This is a genomic window from Sagittula sp., assembly GCF_052825245.1.
Window position 1 is genome coordinate 57,209 of the sequence record NZ_JBRBWD010000032.1, and the last position, 26,480, is coordinate 83,688.

The 26,480-nt window shown below is 67.1% G+C and carries 25 protein-coding genes; 14 read left to right on the forward strand and 11 right to left on the reverse strand.

Annotated features, from left to right (window positions below):
- Positions 1-241: 241 nt before the first annotated feature.
- Positions 242-994 carry a class I SAM-dependent methyltransferase gene (locus ACU0DV_RS11295; RefSeq protein ID WP_100929141.1) on the reverse strand — a complete coding sequence of 251 codons (753 nt, stop codon included), beginning with the start codon at positions 992-994 and terminating at the stop codon, positions 242-244.
- A gap of 73 nt (positions 995-1,067) precedes the next feature.
- On the opposite strand from ACU0DV_RS11295, the gene gloB reads away from it, so the two are divergent.
- From gloB to ACU0DV_RS11310, 3 genes are all read left to right on the forward strand, one after another.
- The gene (gene gloB, locus ACU0DV_RS11300; protein WP_100929140.1) at positions 1,068-1,829 is read left to right on the forward strand and encodes a hydroxyacylglutathione hydrolase; all 762 of its coding nucleotides are present in this window, start codon (positions 1,068-1,070) and stop codon (positions 1,827-1,829) included.
- Between the two features lie 194 nt (positions 1,830-2,023).
- On the forward strand, positions 2,024-4,354 hold the full coding sequence (gene clpA, locus ACU0DV_RS11305) for an ATP-dependent Clp protease ATP-binding subunit ClpA (protein ID WP_100929139.1): 2,331 nt from the start codon (positions 2,024-2,026) through the stop codon (positions 4,352-4,354).
- Between the two features lie 120 nt (positions 4,355-4,474).
- Complete coding sequence (locus ACU0DV_RS11310; RefSeq protein ID WP_446242711.1) at positions 4,475-5,434, forward strand: M23 family metallopeptidase; 960 nt, start codon at positions 4,475-4,477, stop codon at positions 5,432-5,434.
- Between the two features lie 3 nt (positions 5,435-5,437).
- Here ACU0DV_RS11310 and ACU0DV_RS11315 read toward each other — a convergent pair whose 3' ends face one another.
- The 3 genes from ACU0DV_RS11315 to ACU0DV_RS11325 form a co-directional block, all read right to left on the reverse strand.
- Complete coding sequence (locus tag ACU0DV_RS11315; protein ID WP_446242710.1) at positions 5,438-8,194, reverse strand: peptidoglycan -binding protein; 2,757 nt, start codon at positions 8,192-8,194, stop codon at positions 5,438-5,440.
- Between the two features lie 32 nt (positions 8,195-8,226).
- Entirely contained in the window at positions 8,227-9,393 is a 1,167-nt protein-coding gene (locus tag ACU0DV_RS11320) for a biopolymer transporter ExbB (protein ID WP_446242810.1), read from the reverse strand.
- A 138-nt stretch (positions 9,394-9,531) separates the two neighbouring features.
- On the reverse strand, positions 9,532-10,062 hold the full coding sequence (locus ACU0DV_RS11325; RefSeq protein WP_446242709.1) for a gamma-glutamylcyclotransferase: 531 nt from the start codon (positions 10,060-10,062) through the stop codon (positions 9,532-9,534).
- Positions 10,063-10,170: 108 nt separating this feature from the next.
- On the opposite strand from ACU0DV_RS11325, the gene ACU0DV_RS11330 reads away from it, so the two are divergent.
- A complete protein-coding gene (locus tag ACU0DV_RS11330) occupies positions 10,171-11,139 on the forward strand; it encodes a DUF2125 domain-containing protein (RefSeq protein WP_446242708.1) in 969 nt (322 codons plus the stop codon).
- Between the two features lie 80 nt (positions 11,140-11,219).
- Here the strand turns inward: ACU0DV_RS11330 and panC are convergent, their stop codons facing one another.
- The gene (gene panC / locus ACU0DV_RS11335) at positions 11,220-12,068 is read right to left on the reverse strand and encodes a pantoate--beta-alanine ligase (protein ID WP_446242809.1); all 849 of its coding nucleotides are present in this window, start codon (positions 12,066-12,068) and stop codon (positions 11,220-11,222) included.
- Between the two features lie 5 nt (positions 12,069-12,073).
- Entirely contained in the window at positions 12,074-12,901 is an 828-nt protein-coding gene (panB, locus tag ACU0DV_RS11340; RefSeq protein WP_446242707.1) for a 3-methyl-2-oxobutanoate hydroxymethyltransferase, read from the reverse strand.
- Positions 12,902-13,111: 210 nt separating this feature from the next.
- Between panB and ACU0DV_RS11345 the strand changes: the two genes are divergently transcribed.
- Positions 13,112-14,581 carry an ABC transporter substrate-binding protein gene (locus ACU0DV_RS11345; protein ID WP_446242706.1) on the forward strand — a complete coding sequence of 490 codons (1,470 nt, stop codon included), beginning with the start codon at positions 13,112-13,114 and terminating at the stop codon, positions 14,579-14,581.
- An 11-nt stretch (positions 14,582-14,592) separates the two neighbouring features.
- On the opposite strand, the gene ACU0DV_RS11350 is transcribed toward ACU0DV_RS11345, so the two are convergent.
- The 5 genes from ACU0DV_RS11350 to ACU0DV_RS11370 form a co-directional block, all read right to left on the reverse strand.
- Entirely contained in the window at positions 14,593-14,850 is a 258-nt protein-coding gene (locus ACU0DV_RS11350; protein WP_446242705.1) for a hypothetical protein, read from the reverse strand.
- Complete coding sequence (locus ACU0DV_RS11355) at positions 14,850-15,101, reverse strand: hypothetical protein (protein WP_100929130.1); 252 nt, start codon at positions 15,099-15,101, stop codon at positions 14,850-14,852. The genes ACU0DV_RS11350 and ACU0DV_RS11355 overlap by 1 nt, the downstream gene beginning before the upstream one ends.
- A gap of 11 nt (positions 15,102-15,112) precedes the next feature.
- Positions 15,113-15,985: a TNT domain-containing protein gene (locus ACU0DV_RS11360; RefSeq protein ID WP_446242704.1), complete on the reverse strand. Its 873-nt coding sequence runs from the start codon at positions 15,983-15,985 to the stop codon at positions 15,113-15,115.
- A gap of 1 nt (position 15,986) precedes the next feature.
- Entirely contained in the window at positions 15,987-16,601 is a 615-nt protein-coding gene (locus tag ACU0DV_RS11365; protein ID WP_446242703.1) for a hypothetical protein, read from the reverse strand.
- A 191-nt stretch (positions 16,602-16,792) separates the two neighbouring features.
- The gene (locus ACU0DV_RS11370) at positions 16,793-17,803 is read right to left on the reverse strand and encodes a methyltransferase (RefSeq protein ID WP_446242702.1); all 1,011 of its coding nucleotides are present in this window, start codon (positions 17,801-17,803) and stop codon (positions 16,793-16,795) included.
- 139 nt (positions 17,804-17,942) lie between these two features.
- Here ACU0DV_RS11370 and ACU0DV_RS11375 point away from each other — a divergent pair, with 139 nt between their 5' ends.
- The 9 genes from ACU0DV_RS11375 to ACU0DV_RS11415 all read left to right on the forward strand — a co-directional run bounded on the left by ACU0DV_RS11375 (position 17,943) and on the right by ACU0DV_RS11415 (position 26,473).
- On the forward strand, positions 17,943-18,809 hold the full coding sequence (locus tag ACU0DV_RS11375) for an alpha/beta fold hydrolase (RefSeq protein ID WP_446242701.1): 867 nt from the start codon (positions 17,943-17,945) through the stop codon (positions 18,807-18,809).
- Between the two features lie 402 nt (positions 18,810-19,211).
- On the forward strand, positions 19,212-20,099 hold the full coding sequence (locus ACU0DV_RS11380) for a glycosyltransferase family 32 protein (RefSeq protein WP_446242700.1): 888 nt from the start codon (positions 19,212-19,214) through the stop codon (positions 20,097-20,099).
- Positions 20,100-20,118: 19 nt separating this feature from the next.
- Positions 20,119-21,060, forward strand: a complete 942-nt coding sequence (locus ACU0DV_RS11385) for an ABC transporter permease (protein WP_446242699.1) — start codon at positions 20,119-20,121, stop codon at positions 21,058-21,060.
- On the forward strand, positions 21,057-21,872 hold the full coding sequence (locus ACU0DV_RS11390) for an ABC transporter permease (RefSeq protein ID WP_370313044.1): 816 nt from the start codon (positions 21,057-21,059) through the stop codon (positions 21,870-21,872). The genes ACU0DV_RS11385 and ACU0DV_RS11390 overlap by 4 nt, the downstream gene beginning before the upstream one ends.
- Entirely contained in the window at positions 21,872-23,509 is a 1,638-nt protein-coding gene (locus ACU0DV_RS11395) for an ABC transporter ATP-binding protein (RefSeq protein ID WP_446242698.1), read from the forward strand. The genes ACU0DV_RS11390 and ACU0DV_RS11395 overlap by 1 nt, the downstream gene beginning before the upstream one ends.
- 57 nt (positions 23,510-23,566) lie before the next feature.
- The gene (locus tag ACU0DV_RS11400) at positions 23,567-24,295 is read left to right on the forward strand and encodes an SDR family NAD(P)-dependent oxidoreductase (protein WP_446242697.1); all 729 of its coding nucleotides are present in this window, start codon (positions 23,567-23,569) and stop codon (positions 24,293-24,295) included.
- A gap of 11 nt (positions 24,296-24,306) precedes the next feature.
- Complete coding sequence (locus tag ACU0DV_RS11405; RefSeq protein WP_370313046.1) at positions 24,307-25,047, forward strand: SDR family oxidoreductase; 741 nt, start codon at positions 24,307-24,309, stop codon at positions 25,045-25,047.
- 39 nt (positions 25,048-25,086) lie between these two features.
- Positions 25,087-25,680 (forward strand): uracil-DNA glycosylase family protein, encoded by a 594-nt coding sequence (locus tag ACU0DV_RS11410; RefSeq protein WP_446242696.1) that lies wholly within the window; start codon positions 25,087-25,089, stop codon positions 25,678-25,680.
- Positions 25,673-26,473 carry an SseB family protein gene (locus tag ACU0DV_RS11415; RefSeq protein ID WP_446242695.1) on the forward strand — a complete coding sequence of 267 codons (801 nt, stop codon included), beginning with the start codon at positions 25,673-25,675 and terminating at the stop codon, positions 26,471-26,473. The genes ACU0DV_RS11410 and ACU0DV_RS11415 overlap by 8 nt, the downstream gene beginning before the upstream one ends.
- The last annotated feature ends 7 nt before the right edge of the window (positions 26,474-26,480 follow it).

Genomic DNA, 26,480 nt, shown 5'->3' on the forward strand with positions numbered 1-26,480 from the left:
AAGCGCACTTTTTCGTGCATTTGGCGACGATTCCCGGCACTGGCAACAGCTTGGCACGGGACAGGTGCCGTTGCGAACCCTGTTTCTCGGTGACCGATGTTTACGCAATCAGTCGCACGCCGAATGCGTTTTGGGTATCACGCACACCCGATCATGAGACTTTCCGGTATCTGACGCCGCTCCTGTCGAGCACAGCCCACCCCGGCCCGACCGCCCTTTCCCCGGTCAGGACACTCAAACCTCAGACCGGCCCGGCGACCTTGCCCGGCTTCGGCGAAAGGACCTCCAGCGGGTTCGGCACCCGCTTCTTCTGCCCAAGTCCGGCGCGCGTCGGCGGGTGCCGCTTGGAGGCTTCGACGATCATGACGCCCCCGGCGGTGAACGGGATCAGCCGCCCCAGCCGCTCCCAGAACGGGCCGGTCTTCATCCAGAAGCGGCGCGCCGACGGCGGCTGGTACAGCACGGAAACATGCCGCTCGGGAACGAAGTCATGCCGCTTGAGCTGCGTTTCGAGCTGGCCGATGGAATAGGGCCGCCCGTAGCCGAACGGCGTCCAGTCCGCCCGTGCCCAGAGACCGGAGCGGTTGGGCAGGATGAACAGGGCGCGACCGCCGGGGCCGAGCACGCGGTACGCCTCGTCCAGCAGGTCGGACGGCCGTTCCGAGGTCTCGAGCCCGTGCATCAGGATCAGGCGGTCCACATGCCCTGTCTCCAGCGGCCAGGACACCTCTTCCGACAGCACAGACACGTTGGGCAGACCGGCAGGCCAGGGCATCACGCCCTGTGGCGCGGGCATCAGCGCCACGACCCGTCGCGCCTCCTTCAGGTAGGGGCGCAGCATCGGCACGGCAAAACCGTAGCCCGCGACCGTCTGGCCGTGCACGTCCTCGGGGGACCAGCCGCGCAGCACTTCCGCCCGCAGGATCTTCTGCGCCGCGCGCCCCAGCGCACTTCGGTAGTAGAAATCGCGCAACGCCTGCACGTCCAGGTGCATGGTGTCTCCAGTTGAGAAGTCGGGCCGGATGGGTCACTCTGAGGGCATCTTACAAAGCATTCAAGGAAACGCCATGCCACTGGACATTGTGACCGTCCCCTGCCTCAAGGACAATTACGCCTACATCGTCAAGGGTCCGGACGGGATCGCGCTGATCGACGCGCCCGAAGCCAAGCCGCTGATCAATGTCTTGGAGCATCGCGGCTGGAAGCCCGACGTCATCATGATCACGCACCACCACCACGACCATGTCGGCGGCGTGGACGAGTTGCGCGAGAAGTACGGCTGCAAGGTCATGGGCCCCGCGGCAGAGAAGGACAAGCTCCCCGAGCTCGACATGGCGCTGGAGCCGGGGTTTTCCGGCGGCACCGACGACGGACTGTGCGAGGTGATCCCGGTTCCCGGCCATACGCTGGGGCATGTGGCCTACCACTATCCGGAGGCAAAGTGCCTGTTCAGCGCCGACAGCCTCATGGTGATGGGCTGCGGACGGATCTTCGAAGGCACGCCCGAGATGATGTGGGACAGCCTCTCGACGCTTGCCGCGCTCGACCCGCAGACCATCGTCTGTTCCGGCCACGAGTACGGAGAGAGCAACGCCGCCTTCGCCAAGACCATTGAACCGGACAACCCGGGACTTATATCACGAGCACAGATGATCACCGTGGCCCGCGGTCGGGGACAGCCAACCGCTCAGGTGCCGCTTTATGTTGAACTCCAGACAAACCCGTTCCTGCGGGCCGGCCAGGCGTCGGTCAAGAAGGCACTCGGCATGGAGGACGCCTCCGACCTGGAGGTCTTCACCGAGATCCGCGCACGCAAGGACAAGTTCTGACGCGATTTTCGCGGACCCACACCCGTTAACCGGGTTCGCGACGATGAAGGGTTCGGCAGACCTGTTGTCAAGCGTGCCATGTGACAGATGCGTGAAAAGAAAAAACTTGAAGACAGTCACTAATCGACCAAACTTTAACTTAACGGGGCAATGCTGGACCCGAGTACGGACAGCGCAGACAAGAGGAGCACCAAGTGCCTTCATTCTCGAACACCCTTGAGCAGGCCATACACTCCGCGCTGGCGCTGGCGAACTCGCGAAGCCACGAATTCGCCACGCTGGAGCATCTGCTGCTGGCGCTGATCGACGAACCTGACGCATCGCGGGTGATGAAAGCCTGCTCCGTCGATACGGAGGAGTTGCGCACCACTCTGGTGGAGTTCATCGACGACGATCTTTCCAACCTCGTGACCGACATCGAGGGGTCGGAGGCCGTTCCCACGGCCGCCTTCCAGCGCGTCATCCAGCGCGCCGCGATCCACGTCCAGTCGTCCGGCCGGACGGAGGTGACGGGTGCCAACGTGCTGGTCGCGATCTTCGCGGAACGTGAGTCGAATGCCGCCTATTTCCTGCAGGAGCAAGACATGACGCGCTACGACGCGGTGAACTTCATCGCGCATGGCGTGGCGAAGAACCCCGCCTACGGCGAATCGCGTCCCGTGCAGGGCGCAACCGAGGCAGAGGAAGAGGCCGCCCAGACCGAAAGCGCAGCACCCGCCAACGACAAGGAGTCGGCGCTCGGCAAATATTGCGTCGACCTGAACGCCAAGGCGGAGATCGGTGACATCGACCCGCTGATCGGACGCGACCAAGAGGTGGAGCGCTGCATCCAGGTGCTGTGCCGCCGCCGCAAGAACAACCCGCTTCTGGTGGGCGACCCGGGCGTCGGCAAGACCGCCATCGCCGAGGGTCTCGCCCGCAAGATCGTCGCGGGCGAAGTGCCGGAGGTCCTGTCCGAGGCCACGATCTACTCGCTCGACATGGGCGCGTTGCTGGCGGGCACCCGCTACCGAGGCGACTTCGAGGAGCGGCTGAAAGCGGTCGTCCAGGAACTCGAGGATCACCCCGACGCCGTGCTCTTCATCGACGAGATCCACACCGTGATCGGCGCCGGCGCAACGTCCGGCGGCGCCATGGACGCATCTAACCTGCTGAAGCCTGCGCTTCAGGGCGGCAAGCTGCGCACCATGGGATCGACCACCTACAAGGAGTTCCGTCAGCACTTCGAAAAGGACCGCGCCCTGTCGCGCCGGTTCCAGAAGATCGACGTGAACGAACCTTCGGTCGAAGACACGATCAAGATCCTCAAGGGCCTGAAGCCCTACTTCGAGGAGCACCATGCCATCAGGTACACCGGCGACGCGATCAAGACCGCCGTCGAGCTTTCGGCGCGCTATATCAACGACCGCAAGCTGCCGGACAAGGCCATCGACGTGATCGACGAAGCGGGCGCGGCCCAGCACCTCGTCGCCGCGTCGAAGCGCCGGAAGTCCATTGGAACCAAGGAGATCGAGGAAGTCGTGGCAAAGATCGCCCGCATCCCTCCCAAGAACGTGTCGAAGGACGACGCAGAGGTGCTGAAGGATCTCGAAGCGACGCTGAAGCGGGTCGTCTTCGGTCAGGATGCGGCGATTGCCGCCCTGTCCTCCGCGATCAAGCTGGCCCGGGCGGGTCTGCGCGAACCGGAGAAGCCGATCGGCAACTACCTCTTCGCGGGTCCGACCGGCGTCGGCAAGACCGAAGTGGCAAAGCAACTGGCGTCCACGCTGGGTGTCGAACTGCTGCGCTTCGACATGTCGGAGTACATGGAGAAGCACGCGGTCTCCCGCCTGATCGGCGCGCCTCCTGGCTATGTCGGTTTCGATCAGGGTGGCCAGCTGACGGATGGCGTGGACCAGCACCCGCACTGCGTGCTGCTGCTCGACGAGATCGAGAAGGCGCACCCGGATGTGTTCAACATCCTGCTGCAGGTGATGGACCACGGCACGCTGACCGACCACAACGGCCGGTCGGTGGATTTCCGGAACGTGATCCTGATCATGACCTCCAACGCGGGCGCCGCGGAACAGGCCAAGGCGGCCATCGGCTTCGGTCGCGACCGCCGTGAGGGCGAGGACACCGCCGCGATCGAGCGGACTTTCACACCGGAGTTCCGCAACCGTCTGGACGCGGTCATCAGCTTCGCGCCGCTGCCGAAGGAAACCATCCTCGCCGTGGTCGAGAAGTTCGTGCTGCAGCTCGAAGCGCAGCTCATGGACCGCAACGTGACCATCGAACTGACCCGCCCCGCCGCCGAATGGCTGGCGGACAAGGGCTACGACGACAAGATGGGCGCGCGTCCTCTGGGCCGCGTCATCCAGGAGCACATCAAGAAACCGCTGGCCGAGGAGCTGCTGTTCGGCAAGCTCACCAAGGGCGGCATCGTGAAGGTGTCGGTCAAGGACGGCGAACTGGTGCTGAAACTGGACGGGCCGGACAAGCCGCGCCTCGGCTCCAAGAAGCCACCGCTGCTGACCGCGGACTGATCGCAAAGAGGGCGCCTTCGGGCGCCCTTTTCACATGCGCCTGCCAAGCGGCCTCACGGGACGGCGGGCGGGGCGATGTTGCCGAAGGCGACGAGCGCCCGACCCGCCGCACGGACCGACATGCGCTTGTTTTCCCTGATCTTCCTCGCCTGCCACGCCTTCGCCCAGACTGCGGGCGCCCAGACGCAGCTCGCCCTGCCGCTCGACTGCGAGATCGGCACGACCTGCTTCATCGAGGACTACGTCGACAACGCCCCCGAACCGGGCCGGCAGCAGGACTACGCCTGCGGCATCAACAGCCGTGACGGGCACAAGGGCACCGACATCGCCCTGCTCGACTTCGGCGCCATAGACAGCGGTGTCACGGTGCGCGCCGCGGCGCCGGGCACGGTCCTGCGCGTCCGCGACGGCATGGCCGACGACCGGCTGATGCGCGGCGTGACATCCCAGAATGCCTGCGGCAACGCCGTTCTGGTGGATCACGGCGACGACTTCCAGACGATGTACTGCCACCTCAGGGAAGGCTCCGTGCATATCCAGCCGGGAACCCCCGTCGAGACCGGCACAGCCCTGGGCATGGTCGGCCTGTCCGGCCAGACCAACCACCCGCACCTGCATTTCCAGGTCCTGCGCGCGGGCAATGTGATCGACCCCTTCCGCCCAGATGGGACAGGCACCTGCGGCGCGACGGAGGGCAGCCTCTGGGCCGTCGATCTGCCCTACACGAAGACCGGGCTGATCACGGCGGGCTTTTCCGACCGTGTGCCGGAGTTCGACGCCGTGCGCGACGGAAGCGCCCGGCTGGCCCAAGGCACGCCCGGCACACCTCTGGTGGTCTACGCCCACGCCGGTCATGCAGAGCATGGCGACCTTCTCACGCTCTTCGCCACGGGCCCTGACGGCAGAGAGATCTTTCGCCGCGAGAGCGTGCTGAAGGCGCCGCAGGTCAGCATCATGCGCGCTGCCGGCAAGCAGGCCCCGCCCGAAGGCTGGCCGCCGGGCGAATACCTCGGCGAGGCGCTGCTGACCCGCGCAGGCAAGGTCATCGCCCATCGCTTTGCCCATGTGACGGTGCGCTGAGCCTTACTTCTCAGTCAGTTTCAGCTCGATCCGGCGGTTCTGCGCGCGGGCCTCTGCCGTGTCCGCGGGATTGACCGGCTGGTATTCCCCGAAACCGTTCGCGGCAAGGCGGTTGGGCGGGATGCCGTAATTGTCGATCATGTCCTTAACCACGGCGCGCGCCCGGGCCTGGCTCAGGTCCCAGTTGTCCTCGAACTCGGCGCTGCCGCGCACAGGCACGTTGTCGGTGTGTCCGTCGACCCGGATGATCCAGTCGATCTCCTCGGGGATGTCCCGCGCCAGTGTACGCAGGATGTTCGACACCTTGGCGATCTCGCGGCGGCCCAGCGGGGACAGGTCGGCAGAGCCCTGCTCGAACAGCACCTCCGACGAGAAGACAAAGCGGTCGCCTTCGATGCGGATGTCGTCCCGATCCGCCACGACCTGCCGAAGGCGCCCGAAGAACTCGGAGCGGTATGCTTCCAGATCCTTCTTCTCGGCCTCCAGCCGCTTGCGCTCTTCCTCTTCCAGGACCCGCCGCCTTCGTTCTTCCTGCGCGACCCGGGCCAGAGCCGCGTTCAGCTCGGACCCGAGGTTCTGCAGCTGCACCTCCGAGGCCGCGTCACGTGCCTTCGCATCGTCCAGCAGCGCCTGCAGTTCGCCCAGTTGCTTGCGCAGCTCGGCGACGTTGCGGTTCAGCGCCTCGACCTTCAGTTGCGACTGGCTGGCGCGCTCGCGGGTCTGTGCCAGTTCGTCCCGCGCCTGGCTGAGCAGCAACTGACGCTCCTCTGCCTCGTCGAGCTGCGCATCAAGCGCCTGTTCAGCCTCGCGTTGGCGGGCCAGCGCGGCGGCAAGGCGATCCCGGGTTTCCTCGGCGGTGGTCTGGGCCGTCATCCGTTCGGCAAGCGCCGCCGCCAGCTTTTCCTCGAGCGAGCGGGCATCGTCACCCTGCTGGGCGGCGCGGGCCTCGGCCTCTGCCAGCGACTGGCGCAGTTCGGAAATCTCCAGATCGCGCGCTTCGGCACGCGCCAACGCCACCTGCAGATCGTTCTCCAGCCGGGTGCGGCTGGCGCGCAGCGACTCGACTTCCGCGTCGCGTTCCTCGGCCGTGCCGCCGACTTCCGCCAGCCGGGCGACGAGGCTGCGGTTCTCCGCTTCCAGCCCTTCGATCCGCCTTCCGCGGTCTTCGACGCGTTGCAGCGCAGCGTCTAGTTGTGCCTGCGTCTGGGCGACCCGCCCGCGCAGATCCTCGATCCGCGACGTCTGCGTCGTATCCTGCGACTGCATGGCCGCGATGCGGGCATTCAGCCCCTCGGCCTCTGCCCGCAGGCGTTCTAGATCGTCATGCGCCGCCACAAGTTCGCGCCGCACCTCTTCAAGACTGCGGTCCAGTTCGGCGCGCTGCGCCTCTGCCGCGTCGCGTTCGGCGGCACGGTCAGCGGCGGCCCCCTGTGCGGTCGACAGCTGGGACACAAGCGCCGCGTTGCGGTCGCGCAGCGTTGCGATCTCGGCCTCCCGCGCTTCCGCTTCTGACAGCCGGGCCAGCGCCGCAGCGAGTTTCGCCGACAGGTCCGACATCTGCGTCGCGCGCGTGTCGGCATCGGCCTGCAGCCCGGCCAAGTCGCGCTCAGTCTCGTTGCGGCGGCGCTGTTCCTCGGCAAGGCTCTCCTCTGCCGCGCGGCGGGCCTCCTGTTCCGAGATCAGGTCGTCGCGCAGCCGGGCCAGCCGCTCGTCGGTCTGTTCTCCGGCGCTGCGGGCGTCGTCCAGCCGGGCCTCCAGCTCTTCGATCCGGGTCTGAAGCGCGCTTGCCGATTCCTCGCCATCCAGCAGCGCGGCGGCAAGGCGGGCGTTCAGGTCGGCCTCTGCCGAACGGGCGGCAGCCAGCAGGGTCAGCGTCTCTTCCGCCTCGGACCGCGCCTTTTCCAGCGCCAGCGTCATCGAGGTCAGCTCTGCATCGGCGTTCTCGAGCCGGGCGCGCAGGGCCTTGGCGGCCTCCGCCTCCGCAAGCCTCTCGGCCTCTTCCTCTGTCAGCGCCTGCTCAAGGTCTCCGACTTGCGCCGTCAGACTGCCCACCTTGGCTTCCGCCTCGGTATTCCTCGCCCGAAGGTCGGCAATCAGCGCCTCGAGTGCCTCGCGGCGGCGGGCGGCGAGGGCCGCGGCCTCCTGCTGGGCATCCAGTTGCGTGCGGGCGGAGCCAAGCGCGGCGGACAGTTCGTCGCGTTCGCCCGACAGCGCGTCCCGTTCGGCCGTCAGGGCATCCCGCTCCTCCACCAGCGCATCGCGGGCGGCGGTCAGGGCGTTGCGCTCGGCCGTCAGGTCGTCACGCGCCTGAGTCAGGTCGATCACGCGGGACTGGGCGTTGTCGCGTTCCAGGATCAGCGCGGCAACCTGCGCCTCGAAATCGGAAATACGGCTGGAGGCGGTCTCAAGCTGCTCCGCCTGACGGTCCCGCGTTGCGGTCAGCGCGGTGATGATGCTCTGGGCCTCGTCGAGCTGGGTGTCACGACTGGACAGCGTCGCCTCGAGGTCGCCGAGGTTGCTGGTCAGTTCGGCATTCCTGCGTTCTGCCACGCCAAGCGCCTGCGCCAGCGCGGAGAGTTCGGTGGAAAGGTTGTCGAGTTCGCTTTCCTGTCCGCTGATCGTTTCGTTCAGCACGAACTGGATGACCATGAAGATCGACAGGACGAAGGTCAGCACCAGCAGGAGCCCGGTCATGGCATCCACGAAACCGGGCCAGATGTTCGCCTGAAAGCGTGCGCCTGTCCGTCGTGACAGCGACATCTATCCGCTCCTGCTAGGGGCCGGGGACATGGCTATTCCCCCCGGGGCCGGGTGTTGCGCGATGTTCCCATGGCGCGGCCGAGCGCCGCAATGTCGGTGCGCAGTTCGGCCATGCTTTCCTGCCGTCCGGCGCTGATTTCTTCGAGGATGCGCAGCATCTGCACGTCGATCGACCGCAGCCGCATCCGGCTTTCGGCATCCAGACCTTCGCTGCTTTCCTTTGCGCGGATCGCCTCTGCCAGCAGTTCCTGCCCTTCCGCGATACGCGCGAGCGAGGTGGCCGAAGGGGCTGTCGCCTCGATCCGTTCGGTCAGGCGCTCGATGGAATCCGCCAGTTGCGATAGCCGGGTGTCGACCTCCGACCGGCCCCGCTCGGACTCCGCAAAGAGATCCTGCAACTGGCCCATCTGTTCAGCCATGCGGTCCAGCACGATCCCGGCGGCGCCAAGGTCCGGGCCTTCGGTGTCGGAGGAGAAGCCGAGTTTGGTGATGGAGGACAGCCATTCCTCCAGCTCTCGGTAGAAGCGGTTCTGCCCGTGGCCGGCGAAGAGTTCGAGCAGGCCCACGATCAGCGAACAGGCCAGACCCAGGAGCGACGAGGCAAAGGCCACGCCCATGCCGCCCAGCTGCGATTCAAGGCCGCTCATCAGGCGAGAGAAGACGGCGACGCCCTCCTCCCCTTCCTGCGGGGCGAGGCTTCGGATGGTATCGACCAGCGCGGGAACGGTGGTGGCCAGACCGTAGAAGGTACCGAGGAGGCCCAGGAAGATCAGCAGGGAGACGATGTAGCGGGTGATCTCCCGCAGTTCGTCGATCCGTGTGGCGACGGAGTCGAGGATCGACCGTGTCGAAGTGGTGTTGATCTGCATCCGCCGGTCGCGGCGCCCGCCCAGCAGCGCGGCCAGCGGCGCCAGCAGGGTCGGCGGACGGCTTTCCGTGGTGCCGGAGGCGGTGAATTCCTCGATCCAGCGGACAGAGACCATCAGGCTCCAGACCTGCCAGAAGCAGGCGAAGACACCCACGACAAAGACGATCAGGATGAAGCCGTTCAGGTAGGGGTTCGACTCGAAGACCGGCAGCACGCTCGGCGCGGCAAGGACGGCACCTACGCCAGACAAGCCGAGTGCGGCCAGCATGAGGATCACCTGGCGGATTGGCTGGCTGAAATGCGGCTCTGCCTCGCGGTCGGAAATGTCCATCTGGACTGTCGTCACCTTGTGTTACTGCTTCATACTTAAGGGTTTACGCAGGTTTCGCCAAGAAGTCATGAAGCGGGGTATACCGCTGCGCTCCCGACAGCGGGAAAATGTTGCATCCTGACACACCCCTGCGCGGCATCAGCCCGCGGTGAGCGCCTTCACCTGCTCGGTCAGCCAGTGCAGGTCGGCATCGGGCACGCCGATTTCGTCCAGATGCTGCGCGGTGTTGTAAAGGTATTCGGTGTTCGGCCCCCGGCCGCCTGTGGCCCGCGCGATGATGCGGGCCTGCTCCTCGAGCGGCAGGCGGCAGTACTGCACGTGGTGCGGGTCGATGACGTAGGACACCGCCTCGACCCTGCGCCCGTCAGACAGCGCCACCGGCAGGCGTTTTTCCAGGTAGGCGGAGGAGATCAGTTCGCGTTCGCGCAGGTAATCGAGGGTCGCCTCTTCGGTCCCGGGGGCCGCACGCAGGCACATGCCGTCGCAAAACGCGCCCTCCTGCGCGTCCAGCGCAAGGACCAGCCCGGGGTTCTCCTCGGTGCCGCGGTGGTGGATCGAGTACATGCAGAAGCTGCGGGCGTAGCCGTGCAGACGGCCCTGCACCTGCTCGGCGACCTCGAAGCCGGGGTTCCAGAGCAGCGAAGCATAGCCGAAGACCCAGAGCGTCATTGTCCTTCCCTTCCGCCGCGGATGTTCGCGGCCCTTTGCGCGACAGGTCACAGCCTGTAAACGGTGTCTCTGTAAACACGGCTCTCGGGCAATGAAAAGGGGGGCGCGGTGAAACGCTACCTGTTGGTTCTGATCGGCGCGGCTGTCCTTTGGGGCGCGTACTGGGGCGTGCAGGCGCATGGTCTGCGCGGCGAGATACGGGACTGGTTCGACGCCCGCCGCGCCGAAGGCTGGGTGGCGGAGTACGACGCGCTTCGGGTGCGCGGCTTCCCCAGCCGGCTCGACGTGACGATCACGCAGCCGCGCCTCGCCGACCCGGAAAGCGGCCTGTCGTGGGAGGCGCCGTTCCTCCAGATCCTCGGGCTCAGCTACAAGCCCGGCCACGTGATCGTGGCTTTCCCGGACCGGCAGGTTTTCGGCAGCGGCGGCACCACGCACGAGGTGACCTCGGACGGGCTGCGGGCGTCGCTGGTGACGGAAGCGGACGGCACGCTCCTGCGTCTCAACGCCGAGGCGGAGACGTTGAACATCACCCGCGACGGTGCCGACATCGCGCTGGCCGCCGTGCTTGCGAACTTCCACCGGATCGCGGGGCAGGACACCGGCTACAGGCTCGCCCTCGGGGCAGGCGCGGTCGCCACGCCGCAGGGCGCGCTGAGCCGCGGCCGATCCAACGGCCTAGACATCGAGGGGCGGTTTGTCTTCGACCGCCCGTGGACGCTGGGGTCGTTGGCCGGGCCGCGCCCGCAACCCGCATCCATCGACCTCGCGAAGGCCGAGTACCGCCTGAACGATCTCGATCTTCAGCTGGCCGGGCGGGTCGAGATCGACAGCCTCGGGCGGCCGGACGGCAGGATGACGCTCCGGGCGGAGAACTGGCGCAGCCTGCTCGACAGCGCGCGCGACAGCGGCGACCTGCCTGAGGCGCTGGCCGAGACGCTGATCCGCGGCCTGACGCTGGCGGCCGGGCTGAACGGACGACAGGACACCATCGACCTGCCTCTGACACTCTCCGGCGGCGAGGTGTCGCTGGGGATCATTCCGCTGGGAGAGGCACCGCGCATCCGCCTGCCCTGACGCCGATAAGGTGCGGCCTGCGGGACGGTGGGCGGGGCGCCTTTGCCCGGCACGGGCAAACAGCGTCCGCCCCCGTCCCGTCACACCTCGATATTGTCGATCAGGCGGACCCCGTCGAGCCAGGCGGCAGCAAACAGCCGGGCGGGTCCCACTGCGCGCTCCAGCAGTTCGAGGTCCTCGGCCCCGCGCAGTTCGAGGTATTCCACCTTTTCGAACCCTGCGCCTTCCAGACGTTCCACCGCCGCGCCCCGCAGCGCGTCCAGCGGTTCGCCGCGCCGCAGTTGCAGGGCCATTGCCCGCATTTCCCGCGCCAGCGCAGGTGCGGCTGCCCGACCTTCGTCCGTCAGCTTCAGGTTCCGCGACGACATCGCCAGCCCGTCGGTTTCCCGAACCGTCGGGCAACCCACGATCGTCACTTCGAGGTCGAGATCCGTCGCCATGCGGCGCACGACCTGCAACTGCTGGTAGTCTTTCTGCCCGAAGTAGGCGCGGTCCGCCTTCGTCTGCGTGAAGAGCTTTGTCACCACCGTCGCGACGCCGTCGAAGTGTCCGGGCCGGTGCGCGCCGCACAGCACGTCCGTCAGGCCGGTCACCGAAACGGTCGTGCAGAACCCCGCCGGATAGATCTCGTTCACCGACGGGGCATAAAGGGCGTCCACCCCGAACGGTGCCAGTTTCGTCGCGTCGCTTTCTTCCGTGCGCGGGTAGGTCGCAAGGTCCGAGGCGCTGTTGAACTGCCTCGGGTTCACGAACAGCGTGACGATCACCCGGTCGCAGTCGCGCTTTGCCGCCTCGACCAGCGACAGGTGGCCGTCGTGCAGCGCGCCCATGGTCGGCAGGACGCCGACAACGGCGCCGTCCGCGTGCCATGCGTCGACCCGCGCGCGCAGGTCGTCGCGCGCCCTGACGATCTCCGGCCCGTTGACCATGAAGCTCAAGCCGCGGGTTCCACGTCGGAGAAGACGTGCTCTGCCGCCGGAAAGCGACGGGCGCGCACGTCTTCGGCGTAGGCCGCAATCGCCTCGGACCCGTCGGCGCCAAGGGTGGCGTACCGTTTCACGAACTTCGGCTTGAAGGCGGTGAAAAGGCCCAGCATGTCGTCGACCACGAGGATCTGACCGTCGCATCCCGCCGACGCGCCGATGCCAATGGTGGGGATCGACACCTGCGCCGTCACCGCGTCCGCCAGCCGCTGCGGCACCTTTTCGAGCACCACGGCAAACGCACCGGCGTTTTCGACTGCCCGGGCGTCCGCCAGCAGCTTGCCCGCCGCAGCACCCCGGCCCTGCACCTTGTAGCCGCCCAGCGTGTGGATCGACTGCGGCGTCAGGCCGATGTGCGCCATCACCGGGATGCCGCGCGCGGTCAGGAAAGAGATCGTCTCGGCCATGTCCACGCCGCCTTCCAGCTTGACCGCCGGGGCGCCCGTCTCGCGCATGATGCGCGCGGCGTTGCGGAAGGCCTGTTCCTTCGATTCCTCGTAGGATCCGAAGGGCATGTCCACCACCATCATCGCCTTCGACAACCCGCGCCGCACCGCCTGGCCGTGCAGGATCATCATTTCCATGGTCACGCCCAGCGTCGATTCCAGACCGTGCAGGACCATGCCGACGGAATCGCCGACCAGCACGAAATCCACGTGCTCGTCCATCAACTGTGCCATTGGCGTGGTATAGGCCGTGAGGCTCACCAGCGGCGTACCACCTTTCGCCATGCGAATGTCCTCGGGCGTTCTGGCCCGCATGTGTCCCGTCGTGCTCATGGTCCACTCCTCCTTCATGGCCTGACGCTTGGGTCAGGAAATGTCGCAAACACCGCTGATACCGTCACAAAGTTGCGCGCTCGTATCACATGCCGCGCTGCGGCGCTACCTATCACGTAGGGCGAGCCCATACTTATCATTTAGGCATCAGTGCTTGAAGATTTACGGGGAAAATTCCATCAAGAGCGTACTTGCCCCATGGGAGACAGCATGAAACGCCTTGTCCTCGCCGCGCTGCTGGCCGGTACTGCCTCGTTTGCGCAGGCCCAGCAGACCGATCTCACCATCGCCCTGCAACTGGAGCCGCCGCACCTCGATCCGACCTCCGCGGCCGCCGGGGCGATCGATAGCGTGCTGTATACCAACGTCTTCGAAGGATTGACGAAATTCACGGAAACCGGCGCGGTTGTCCCCGGCCTCGCCCGCGAATGGGAGATCTCCGACGACGGGCTGACCTACACCTTTCACCTGGTCGAGGGGGCGACGTTCCATGACGGCACCACCTTCGATGCGGAGGACGTGGTCTTCAGCCTCGACCGCGCGCGCGCAAAGGACTCCACCAATGCGCAGAAGCAGCTTTTCGCCGGCATCGCCTCGGTCGAGGCCGTTGACCCTGCGACGGTGAAGGTCACTCTGTCGCAGCCGGACGGCAACCTTCTGTTCAACCTCGCGTGGGGCGATGCGGTGATCGTCGCGCCCGAATCGATTGACGACATCAAGGCGCGTCCCGTGGGCACCGGGCCCTTCCGGTTCCAGGACTGGCGGCAGGGCGACTCGATTACGCTGGTCCGCAACGATGACTACTGGGGCGACGCACCGGCGCTGACGCAGGCGACCTTCAAGTTCATCTCCGATCCGACGGCGGCCTTCGCCGCGATGATGGCGCAGGACATCGACGCCTTCGCGGGCTTCCCCGCGCCGGAGAACCTGCCGCAGTTCGAGGCCGATCCGCGATTCAAGGTGCTCAGGGGCTCGACCGAGGGCGAGACGATCCTTGCCATGAACAATGCCGTGGCGCCCTTCGACGATGTGCGCGTGCGCGAGGCGGTGGCCCATGCCATCGACCGGCAGGCGGTGATCGACGGCGCGATGTTCGGGCTGGGCACGCCCATCGGAACGCATTTCGCCCCGCACAACCCCGACTACGAGGACCTGACCGCGCTTTCGAATTTCGACCCCGAGAAGTCAAAGGCGCTTCTGGCCGAGGCCGGGCTGGCCGACGGATTCTCCACCACGCTGAAGCTGCCGCCGCCGTCCTACGCCCGCCGCGGCGGCGAGATCATTGCCGCCCAGTTGCGCGAGGTCGGGATCGAGACCGAGATCACCAACCTCGAATGGGCTCAGTGGCTGGAGCAGGTCTTCAATGGCAAGGACTTCGGGCTGACCATCGTGTCCCACACCGAACCCTTCGACATCGGCATCTACGCGCGGCCCGACTACTACTTCCAGTACGGCAAGCCGGAGTTCGTGGCGCTGATGGACAAGCTGACCGCCACGTCCGAGCCCGAGGCACGCACCGAGCTACTGCATCAGGCGCAGGAGATGATCGCGCGGGATTACGTGAACGGCTACCTCTTCCAGCTTGCCTTCCCGACCATCGCGGATGCGCGGCTCGAGGGGATCTGGACCAATGCCCCGACACAGGCCACCGACCTGACCGAGGTGCACTGGACGGAATAGGCCGGGCGGTCTCAGCCCGTCCAGGCGCCGTCGGCTTCTGCCAACTCGATCGCCTGACGCTCCAGCACGGCGCAGGCCTCGTCTTCCGAGGGCTGCAGCCGGAAATCGGTCTTGCGGAAACCGCCGTCCCGTTCGGCACGATAGGTGTAATAGCGGCCCCGGCGCAGTTCGATCCCCGGCACGCCGTCGCCCAACCCGCCGAATGTGAAATGCCGCCCGTAGACCGCGCCGTTCTGCTCCAGCATCTCGTGCAGTTCGAACAGGGTCATCAGTCTTTCCAGATGCGGTAGAGCCGGGCGAGATCTTCGGCGCGGGGCAGCATCCAGGCCACCGCCTCTGCCTCGCTGTCCCAGCGGCGGTAGTTGTTTTTGGAACCGCGTTCGCTGAAGTACGTGTGCCAGGCGCCATCGATGAACTCGATCCCGTCGATCTCTCCCGCACCAAGGCCGCCATGCGTGTAAACCGAGCCGTCCTCGACCCCATGGGCGGCGAGATAGGCCTTCATTTCCTCGACTGTCATTTTCTTTGTCCTCATTGAACTTGCCGGATCTTGCCCTGCCGGATCAGGTCGCCGACCGAGGCACCGGTCTTGTACTGCGTCGCCCCGCCGGGCTGGTCGAACCACGGCGCGGCGCTGCCGGACTGCACCTCGAACGGCTCCACCACTTCGTAGACAGCGTGGCGCTGCATGGATGGTTCGTATGGAAGCGCGCGCGACTCGAAGGAGGCGCCTTCCGGTGACAGGAAACTGCCGGTGTCGGCCTCGCCGGTGCGTCCGCTGAAACGGTCGATCCGCGTGCCCGGTTGCAGCGTTTCCGTGGTGGGCGTCCCCTCGAAACCGTCGTTCGGAGGCCAGCGCAGTTCGCCCGTGTCAGGATCGAACCATTCGTCGGACAGGTCGCTCCGCAGGTGCGGGGCGCGCTTGGGCGGCGCGCGCCGTGCGGCGCAGCTGGCACAGGGCGGAGCGTCGTCTGCGAGCGTGCCGGCCCGGCGCGCGGCGTTCACGGCCTTAGTACCGCGGGCCGCGTTCAGTGCGGCACCGCCGCGGGCCACGCCCTTGGCCGCAAGCCCGCCCACCGGCAGGGTCGCGACGGTGAAGGCTCCGCCTCCCGCCAGCTCTCCCCATTGTTCCGCATCGGCGGTGCGGGCAAAGTTGTCTGCGGCCGCATAGGCGTCCGAAGCGGCATTGCCCAGATCGCGGAACGGTTTCGAAGGGTCGTTCCAGCTGTCGGTCGCGTATTGCCCGGCGCTCTGGCTGGCGGACACGGCGCCTTGCCATGCCGCTTCCCGAGTCGCGCCGTCGGTGGCGAAATCCCATGCGTAGCTGCCCGCGCCCTTCACACCCTCCCAAGTGCCCTTGGCCGCGCCGACAAAGCCCGATTGAACGCCAGACCAGAATCCCATGTCAGACCCGCCGCGCGTGGTCGAGCATGACCCGCGCCCTCAGGGCCGCAAGCCGGACCGGACCGGCCATCGCCGGAGACAGGATGTCGCGCAGCCATGGATGGCGCCTCTCGTCCATCCGGTCGGGGCCGTAAAGATGCACCCAGCCTGCGCAGACGCAGAACGCATCGAGAGAGTTGCCCAGCCCGAAATCCGACATGGCCCGCGCGACATCGCCACGCAGGGCAACGCGGCAATCCTTGGAGGAATCCCAGAGCATCACGTCCAGACACGCATCGGCAGGCGCCCAGCCCGCTGCCCCGTCCAGCGCCGGAGGCAGCCAGGCGAGAACGTCGCTGCGCCGCGCCTCTGCCCGGTTCCAGTCGTCCTGCGACAAGGTGGCGAGCTGGAACTGGAGATCGGAATCACGCGCGGCATGCAGCAGAGGACCGATCCGGGGGTCGGACCACAGGTTCGGTGCGACCGAAAGCACAAGGTCGCCCAGCAGGCCGAAACTGCTTTCCCATTCGAAACCGAAAGCGCGCGCACGCGCGATGATGTTGCGGACGATCACCTTGCGCTGGGGGGCCGGAAAGAGCGGCAGGTAGGCGGGAACAGCCTCACACAGGTATTCCACGAGACGACCAGCGAAGACGTCTTCGGAAAGTCTGTCAAAGGTTTGGGATTGAACAGGATTCAGCCGTAGCATCGGTTCGTTTCTTCAAATTCGCCGGGACGCTACCGGGGTTCGCCGCCTGTGTCAGCAGCCAAATCACCCAAAGTCAGGATTTCCGCCGGTGGCGCGCGGCGCACGCGGCCACTCTTTGCTTAGGGCCTGCGGGCCGTGGCCAGCTTGGTCATCCCGGGGATCAGCGGCCCGACCTCGGCATCGCTGAACCCGGCGGCCTCCAGCGCGCCGGTCAACCAGTCGTCGTCGAGCGACCGCGCCTCCGGCGTGAAGGCGGTGTGCTGAAGCTGCCAGAGCGCGGTGTTCTTCGGCCCCGACAGGTCGGCGTCGACGATGAAGTCGTGGATCAGCACCTGACCGCCGGGGTTGAGGGCGTCGAACGCCTTGCGCAGAAGGCCCGCGTGGCTGTGGTCCGGCACGCCGGAAAACAGGTAGCTCATCAGCACGGCATCCTGCCCGCCGGGCCAATCGGCCTCAAGTGCGTTGCCATGGCGATAGCCGATCTGCGAAGACAACCCCGCATCGGCCACGTAGGCCTCGCCCAGCCGCGCCACGTTGGGGAAGTCCAGCACGGTGATCCGCAGGTTCGGGTTCTTGCGGGCCAGCGTGATGGCAAAGGCGCCCGTTCCGCCGCCCACGTCGAGCAGGCTGCCGATGCCCGACAGGTCAACCTTCTTTGCCAGCCCGCGGGCGGGCCCGAGCGACCCGGCGTGCTGGCTTTCGGAATAAAGCCGAGCCTCCTCCGGATCGGCGAACCACTCCGCGTAGGACCCGGTGTCCCCGTCGTCGAGATCGCCGGTCAGCGCCTTCTCGATCTGGTCCATCAGCGGATACATCTGCCGCCCGACCTGAAGGCGCAGGTAATCGCCAAAGTCGTGACGCGCACCTTTCACGAGGAACGACTCCGCCGCCGGGGAATTCGCAAAACCTGCATCGTCATGCGTGACAAGCCCCAGCCCCACCAGCGCGGACAGCAGCGTCCGGCAGCGCCCTTCCGGGAGCCCCGTGGCCCGGGCGAGGTCGGACAACCCCGTATTGCCCTGCGACAAGGCGGTGAACACGCCGAATTCGAGCGCCGCGAACAGTGCCTTGGAGCCCATGTAGCCAAACGCGATATCCGAAATGTCCTCTGCCTCGGTCAGGACCGTCATGCCGTTCTCCCTTGTCTCGATGCCGACAGCCTAGCGTCCCTTCGCCGGGGCACAACCGGAAGACGGGATCGCGGTCCCGTCTTGACGGCAACCGCCCGCCCGGGGCCAAAATGCGGGCAACGCGGGCCGGGAGGGGATCATGCGCAACGACATTCCGGGGTTCACGCCCGGCCGGGCGGACCTCGACGGGGTGGAGATCGCCTACGAGAAAGGCGGGCGCGGTCCCGCCGTCCTCCTGCTGCACGGCTTTCCCCAGACCCGCGCGATGTGGGCGGAGGTCGCGCCGAGGCTGGCCGAGCGGTTCACGGTGGTCGCCGCGGACCTGCGCGGCTACGGGGAAAGCGGCAAGCCGGCGGGAGTCGAAGCCTACAGTTTCCGCGCCATGGCGGGCGACATGACGGCGTTGATGACGCGCCTCGGGTACGAAGCCTTCCACCTTATCGGCCATGACCGGGGGGCCCGGACGGCCCATCGGCTCGCCCTTGATGCGCCGGGGCGGCTGCTGAGCCTGACCCTGATGGACATCGTGCCCACGCATCTTCTGCTGTCGCGGCTGACACATCCGGTCGCCCGCGCCTATTATCACTGGTTCTTCCTCAGCCAGCCCCACCCCTTCCCGGAGAACATGATCGCCGCCGATCCCGACGCCTATTACGAAAGCTGCCTGCTGGGCTGGGGCGGCGCGAAACTTTCGGACTTCCCGAAGCTGGAGGCCTACCGTGCGGCATGGGCCGATCCCGAGTGCCGCCGCGCCATGTGCGACGACTACCGCGCCGCCATCGACGTGGATTTCGCGCTGGACGAGGCCGATCTCGACCGCCAGGTCGAGGTGCCGTCTCTGGTCCTCTACGGCGCGGACGGAGCAATGGCCCGGGCCTACAACGTGCCCGCCACCTGGGCCGACCGGCTGGCCGACATGCGGGCGGGCACCGTCCCCGGAGGGCATTTCTTCATCGACCAGTCGCCGGGGGAAACGACGCGCGCCTTGCTCGAATTCCTGGGGTGACGTTCAGGCCGGACACCGAGGATGGTTGGACTTGAACGGTTTCGCGGTGACCGGCAGATGGATGACGCGCCACGGGCAGACGGTCGCATCAGCCATGCGAAGCACCAGCCGGTCGTTGGAAACGGAATAACGCGGTTGGGTCCGCGCCCGGTTCTTCCACCCAGGTATCGGGTTCTTAAGGCCGCCGCGGCAGGTGAAGCAGACCGCGATCACGCCTTTGTGCATGCCCGATCGATCCAGACAGCATGAACCTCTCCATCAGGCTGCAGTCGCAGCCGCCGGTCATCTGATCCGCCTGCGACATGATCCAGTGGCAACAAGCGTGGCGCGAACGCAATGTGCGGCAGCCCCTTGCCCCCGCCACCCCCTTCGCCCGATAAGCGGGGGCGGGAGGGTTCGTGCATGGTGCCGAAACGGCTTGTCTTTTACTGGGCGCAGGGTGAAGCGCAGGCGCCCGCCATCGTGCGTCGCTGCTGGGACGCCTGGGCCGCGCTGAACCCGGCGTGGCAGGTGCACATGTTCGACGCCTCCGACGCACGGCAGGCGTTCGCCGACCGTGGCATTCCGCATCCCCCGGCCACTTTCCAGGGGCAGGCCGACATCTTCCGCATGCACGAACTGGAGGCGCGGGGCGGCGTCTACGTCGATGCGGCAACCGTGCCGGTGCGCCCGCTCGACGACTGGCTGCCCGCGCTGACCCGGGAAGGCTTCTTCGCCTTCCACGATCCCTATCGCCGCCGCCCGGTCGAGAACTGGTTTCTTGCCGCCACGCCGGGCCACCCGATCATGACCGCATGGATGGAGGAGACCGTCCGCTTTTGGCAAAGCCCTCGGCGCCAGCAGGTCAGCCGACGCGAACTCGAACCCGGCGCCAAGGGCACGCTGGCCTTCCGCCTGACGTCGCTGAAGCTGGCCCTGACCGGCGGCGCGCCCAAGGCCAAACAGGTGCTGGAGCCGAAGAAACGCGCGTGGTCCGTGGCGCCCGGTGGCGGTGCGGACCGCCCCCTGCATCCGTACTTCTGGCCGCATTACCTCTTCGAGCACATGCTGGACACCCGGCCCGACATCCACGCCACATGGTCCCGGACCGCCAAGCTGGGCTCCTACAAGGACCTGATGCTGCGCCACTGGAAACGCGACTACGCGCGGATGACCGACGACGACATCCGGACCCTGACCGAAGGGTCCCGCATGCAGAAGCTGGCGCTGAACGGTCTTCCCGACGACGGGCAACTCGATCTGCTCTTCGCGCTGGCCGCCGAACCGCAAGCCGTCGCAGACCGGCAATGACCCCGGCACCCGTCCTGCCATGCTGACCTACCTGTCCCGCCGCCTGCTCTCGCTCCTCGTCAGCCTCGCCGCCGCCTCTCTGGTGATCTTCCTCGTGGTGGAGGTCGCGCCGGGCGACCCTGCCGCCTACATGCTGGGCATCAACGCGCAGCCCGAGACGCTGGCGGCGCTGAGAGCGGAGCTGAACCTCGACCTCTCTGCGCCCGAGCGTTACCTCGCGTGGGTCGGCGGCCTTCTGACAGGCGACCTCGGCATCTCCTACACTTACCGGACGCCGGTCGCCGACATGGTCGCGGACAGGCTCTGGATCTCACTGCCTCTGACCCTCTATGCGCTCCTCCTCGCCGTTCTCGTGGCCTTTCCAGCGGGGCTCGTGGCAGCGGTCCGCCGTGGCAGACCCGCGGACATCGCGGTCATGGGCGCCAGCCAGCTGGGCGTTGCCGTGCCGAACTTCTGGTTCGCCATGCTGCTCGTGTCGCTCTTCGCCATCACATGGCGCATCTTCCCGTCCGGCGGCTTCCCCGGCTGGGACGATCCCGGCGCCGCCCTCAAGGCCCTGACCCTGCCCGCCGTGGCGCTCGCCCTGCCGCAGGCGGCAATCCTTGCCCGCATCCTCAGGTCCAGCCTGATCGATGCCCTGCACGAGGACTACATCCGCACCGCACGCGCCAAGGGCCTGTCCCGGGCCCAGGCGCTGCGCCGCCACGGTCTGCGCAACGCGCTGATCCCCGTCCTGACCATTCTCGGGCTGCAGTTCTCCTTCCTGCTGGCCGGTGCGATCATAATCGAACAGGTCTTCTACCTGCCCGGCCTCGGCCGGCTGATCTTCCAGTCGATATCCCAGCGCGACCTGATCACCGTGGAATCGGTGGTCATGCTGTTGGTCTTCGCAGTGATCCTGGTAAATTTCCTCACGGATCTCGCCTACGCCCTGGCCGACCCGAGGCTTCGCCGCCGATGAAACCCGCGCTCCTCATAGGCGGCGCGCTCTCGGCGCTCATGGTCGCGGCGGCCCTCCTGTCGCTCGTCTGGACCCCGTTCGACGTCACGCAGGTGGACATCCCGCAACGGCTCCTGCCGCCGGGAGGCGCACACCTGCTCGGCACCGATCACTTCGGCCGCGACATCCTGTCGATGCTCATGACGGGCGCGCGCACATCCATCGCCGTGGCGCTCGTTGCCGTGGCCATCGGTGCGGGTCTCGGCGTCCCCCTCGGCCTGACCGCCGCCGCATACCGGGGCGGACTGATCGACGAAGCGATCTCCCGCGGGTCAGACCTCGTCTTTGCCTTCCCCAGCCTCGTGATCGCGATCCTCATCACAGCCACCTTCGGGCCTTCCGCCCTCAATGCGATCATCGCCATCGGCATCTTCAACATCCCGGTCTTCGCCCGGCTGACACGCGGCGCGGCACTGTCCCTCTGGACGCGGGAATTCATCCTCGCCGCCCGCACATGCGGCAAGTCACGCACCCGGATCAGCGCCGAGCACATCCTCCCCAACATCCTCAACCTGCTCATCGTACAGGCCACGATCCAGTTCTCGCTGGGCATCCTCGCCGAGGCGGGCCTCGCCTATGTCGGGCTGGGCGCGCAGCCGCCCACGCCCAGCTGGGGCCGCATGCTGGCCGACGCGCAGACCCTCGTGACCATAGCACCACACACCGCGCTGATCCCCGGCCTGACTATCGTTCTGATGGTGCTCGGCCTGAACCTCCTTGGCGACGGCCTGCGCGACGCCCTCGACCCGCGCCTGAAGCCGCTCCGGACCTGATGTCTGCATCCTGGTCCAGATACCCTCGAGAGGACCGGCGGGCAGAGCCCCCCGTGGTTCGGGTCACCGAAAGCGATCCGAACCCGCTTCTCCACGTCGACAGCCTCACCGCGACCATCCATGGCAAACCTGTCCTGCAGGACGTGTCCTTCCACATGAACCACGGCGAAACGCTTGCCCTGACCGGCGAATCCGGCTCAGGCAAGTCGCTCACCGCGCTCGCCGTCATGGGGCTCCTGCCTGCCTCTGCCGTGGCCTCGGGAACGATACGCTTCGGCGATACCGACCTCACCCGCCTTGCCGACCGCGACCTGCGCCGCATCCGCGGGCGCGAGATCGGCATGGTCTTCCAGGAACCGATGACCGCGCTCAACCCGCTCCAGACCATCGGCCACCAGATCGCAGAGGTTTTCCGCATCCATCGCGCCATGCCCCCCGACGTGACCGGACTGCTGCGAAAGGTGGGCCTCGACGTCTCGCCCGGACGCTATCCGCACGAGCTTTCCGGCGGGCAGCGGCAGCGGGTCGTCATCGCCATGGCGATCGCGCTGAAGCCACGCCTCCTGATCGCGGACGAACCGACCACCGCGCTCGACGTCACGACGCAGGCCCAGATCCTCGACCTCCTGAAGGACCTCACCCGGACCGAAGGCATGGCGCTCCTGCTCATCACCCATGACCTCGCCGTGGTGGCGGACATGGCCGACCGCATCGCCGTCATGCAGAAGGGTCGCGTGGTGGAGACGGCTCCGACCGCGCAGCTTCTGCACCAGCCCCAGCACACCTATACTCGCGCGCTCATCGCCGCCTCGTCGCATCGTGCCCACCTGCCCGTCCGCCAGACCGGGGAACCCCTGCTGCAAGCCACCGATGTCAGCGTCACCTACCCCCTGCCCCGTCCACATCCATTCGCGAAGCAGCGCCGCTTCACCGCCGTCGACAATGTCAGCTTCACGATCCGCAAGGGCGAGCGGCTGGGCCTCGTCGGCGAATCCGGCTGCGGCAAGTCCACGCTCACGCGCGCGCTTCTCGGCCTTGAGCCGCTGGCCACCGGCCGGATCGAGATCGATGGCCAGCCGGTTCTGGCAAACGGCCGCCCCAATCGCGACACCCAGCGTCGGATCCAGGTGGTTTTCCAGGACCCCTACGGCAGCTTCAACCCGCGCCACCGGGTTGCGCGCCTGATCTCGGAGCCGTTCCACCTGCTCGACAGGCCGCCGCCGAAGGATGCGGTTGCCGAGGCGCTGACCGCCGTGGGCCTGTCGCCCGACGATGCCACGAAACACATCCACGCCTTCTCCGGCGGGCAGCGTCAGCGACTCGCCATCGCGCGGGCGCTCATCATCCGGCCGGACCTGATCGTCTTTGACGAGGCGGTCTCTGCCTTGGATGTCCGGGTGCGGGCGCAGGTGCTCGACCTGCTGGCCCGCCTGTCGGAGTCGCACGGTCTGACGTGGCTCTTCATCAGCCACGACCTGCATGTCGTCCGCTCCGTCACCGACCGCGTGATGGTCATGCGCCACGGCAGGATCGTGGAGGACGCATCCACCGAACAGCTCTTCACGGCACCGCAGACCGAATATGCCCGCAGCCTGCTGGCCGCCGCGCCTCGTTTGCCGGCGGGACTGCCCGGCTGACCCCTTGCCCTTAAGTCCACTTCGCCGCACTCTCCTCACGTAAAGGGAGGAGCATTCATGCGTTTCAAGAACCGCGCCGCCATCGTCACGGGCGGCGCTTCCGGTATCGGTCTGGCCATCGCAAGTCGCATGGCCGACGAGGGCGCCACAGTTACGGTCTGGGACATCAGCGCCGACAACCTCGCAAAGCTCGAGGGCACACCGCTGAAGACCCGCCAGGTCGACGTCACCGACCCGGATGCGGTTGACGCCGCGATGGCGGAGGACGCGCAGGCCATGGGGCATCTCGACACGCTGGTCTGCTCTGCCGGGATCACCGGGCCCAACGTGCCGGTGATCGACTACCCCACCGAGGACTGGCTGAAGGTCTATGCGCTGAATGTCCACGGGCTGTTCTACTGCAACCGGGCCGCCGCGCGCATCATGCGTCCGAACGGGTTCGGACGGATCGTCAACATGGCCTCTGTCGCGGGCAAGGAGGGCAACCCCAACGCCTCTGCCTATTCGTCGTCCAAGGCGGCGGTCATCGGCCTGACGAAGTCCCTCGGCAAGGAACTGGCCGACACCCGGATCACGGTCAACGCCATCGCCCCCGCGGCCGTGCACACCGCGATCTTCGACCAGATGACCCAGACCTTCATCGACTTCATGAAGTCGAAGATCCCCATGGGCCGCTTCGGCACGGTCGACGAGATCGCCGCCATGGCTTGCTGGCTGGCCTCGGACGAGGCGTCCTTCACCACCGCGTCGGTCTTTGACCAGTCCGGCGGTCGCGCAACCTACTGAGGATACGGGCGATGAGATTGCAGGGAAAACGCGCCATCGTGACCGGGGCCGGCTCGGGATTTGGCGAAGGCATCGCCGCCCGGTTTGCCGCCGAAGGTGCAACGGTGCTTGTGGCCGACATCAACACCGACGCCGCCGTGCGCGTCGCGGCGCGGATCGGCGCGCCGCACACCCATGTCGACGTCTCCGACCCGACCTCGGTCGCGGAGATGATCGACGGCTTCACCGGCGCCCACGGCACGCCCGATATCGTGGTCAACAACGCGGGCATCACGCATCTTCCGACACCGCTGGAGGACGTGAGCGAGGACGACTTCGACCGGGTGTTCGCGGTGAACTGCAAGTCGGTCTACCTGACCGCCCGTGCCGTGGTGCCCGCCTTCAAGGCGCGCGGGTCGGGCGTGATCCTCAACATCGCGTCCACCGCCGGGGTTTCTCCGCGTCCGAAGCTCAACTGGTACAACGCGTCGAAGGGCTGGATGAACACCGCGACCAAGGCGATGGCCGTCGAACTCGCCCCCTTCGGCATCCGGGTGAACGCGCTGAACCCGGTGGCCGGGGACACGCCGCTGTTGCCCAGCTTCCTTGGCGAGGACACGCCCGAGATGCGGGCCAAGTTCCTGTCGACCATCCCGCTGGGCCGGTTCTCCACTCCGGAGGACCTGGCGAACGCGGCGCTCTACCTGTGCTCGGACGAGGCCAGCATGATCACCGGCGTCTGCATGGAGGTCGACGGCGGGCGCTGCATCTGACGCGTTGAAGGGCGGCCGTTCCGGTCCTAGCTACGAAGGATGACCGATCTTTCCGCCCTGATCGAAGACGTGCGCAGCTGCCGCATCTGCGAGGACCGCTTTGCGGCGACCGAAACCGGGCATGCGCCGCGCCCCGTGCTGCGCGCCAAGCCCACCGCGCGCCTGCTGATTGCCGGACAGGCGCCGGGGATGAAGGTGCACCATTCCGGGCGGCCCTTCACCGATCCGTCGGGAGACCGGCTGCGCGACTGGCTCGGCCTCGACGCGGACACGTTCTATGACGAGGCACGCGTGGCGATCCTGCCGATGGGGTTCTGCTTTCCCGGCTATCGCAAGGGATCGGACCTGCCGCCCCCTGCGATCTGCGCAAGGACATGGCGCGCGCCGCTGGTCGACCGCCTGCCCGAGGTCCGCCTGACCCTGCCCATCGGCGGCATAGCGCAGCGCTGGCACCTGGGCGTCACGACGAATGTCACCGAGACGGTGAGCAACTGGCGCGACTTTCTGCCCGACGCCCTGCCCTTGCCGCATCCGTCGTGGCGCAATACGGGTTGGCTGAAACGCAACCCGTGGTTCGCGGCAGACCTGCTGCCCGTGCTGCGCGCCCGCGTCAGAGAGGTTCTGGATGCCTGACATGCCCGAGACCGCGCTGGACCGCGCCTTTGCCGAAATGGAAGCCGCCCCGGACGACGACGCCGCAAGGATGCGGTTCTACGACCGGCTGGCGTCGAGCGAGCTGTTCCTGATGCTGGAACGGGAGCCCGCAGGCGACACCATCGAACCGGAGATCTTCGATGTGGCCGACGCGCGCTTCGTCCTCGTCTTCGACCGGGAGGCGCGGATGTCGGGCTTTGCCGGACGCGCGGTGCCCTATGTCGCCATGTCGGGCCGTGCGCTAGCGGGCATGCTGGCCGGTCAGGGCATCGGCCTGGCGCTGAACCCCGAAAGCGGCCCCTCGCAGATCCTGCTGCCGCCGGAGGCACTGGCCTGGCTGGCAGAGACCCTGTCGCAGGCCCCCGCCATGGCCGAGGCGCGCGCCGAAACCCTCTCCGCACCCCGCGCCCTGCCCGAAGTCCTGCTGACCGCGCTCGACGCCAAGCTGGCCACGGCGGCGGGTCTGGCGGACTGCGCGTGGCTGGCGGAGGTCGGCTATGAGGGCGGCGGGCGCGGTCACCTGCTGGGGATCGTCGGCGCTCCGGAACGGGCCGAACCGGCTCTGGCCGGAGCGGTGCAGGAGGCGCTGGTGTTCTCCGGTCTCGAAGCGGGCGCGCTGGACGTGGTCTTCCTCAAGGCCGACGATCCGATCTGCGCGCGTCTGGCTCGTGTCGGTCTGCGCTTCGATCTGCCGGAGCCGGATAAACCGCGGGTGGAATTCGAACGCGACGCCCCGGGCTCCGACCCCGACAAGCCGCCGATCCTGCGCTGACAAACCT